Origin of the sequence: Mesorhizobium sp. M7A.F.Ca.MR.362.00.0.0 (assembly GCF_004023175.1) — a bacterium.
Classification (GTDB): domain Bacteria; phylum Pseudomonadota; class Alphaproteobacteria; order Rhizobiales; family Rhizobiaceae; genus Mesorhizobium.
The window spans coordinates 1-431 of record NZ_RZTF01000301.1 but is presented as its reverse complement, the minus strand read 5'-3'; the positions used below and the strand labels follow the sequence as shown (position 1 = coordinate 431).

1 pseudogene is annotated in these 431 nt (G+C 65.4%); it reads left to right on the top strand.

From position 1 onward, the window contains the following. Nucleotides 1-135: 135 nt before the first annotated feature. Nucleotides 136-431 (top strand): annotated as a pseudogene (locus EOC06_RS27430) (hypothetical protein); the annotation flags it as partial.

Here is a 431-nt window from a genome sequence, read left to right as displayed (position 1 = left end):
CGGGCCAGTGGCGTCGATCAGCCAGGCGGCGGTGGCCTTGCCGATGGCGGCAGGACTTGTCGTGGAGGCGCAGTGATGGACGCGCGGACGATCCTTCTTCCTATCGCACATTTGGTATCGGCGCTTCGCGCCCGCATGAAGGGACCGGGCGGCTATTACAACAGCGGTAACGCGCTCGGCCTCATTGTCGGTCTCGCCATCCAGATTGCCACCGCGCCGGTCGGCTTGCATGAGGGAAGCAGCGTTACCATGGCGGTGATCGAATATTTCGCTGGCAGCCATGGCACTGTTGCGCTGACCTTGACCACCCTGGTCTTCTTCTGGGGCGGCGAGGCCTATCACCGGGCCTGGGCAAGGCCGGATGCTCCCGATCCCGCCCTCAACCGTCTGGGCGACTTCCTGTCGGGCCTGGGGGCGATCGGGCTCGGCAT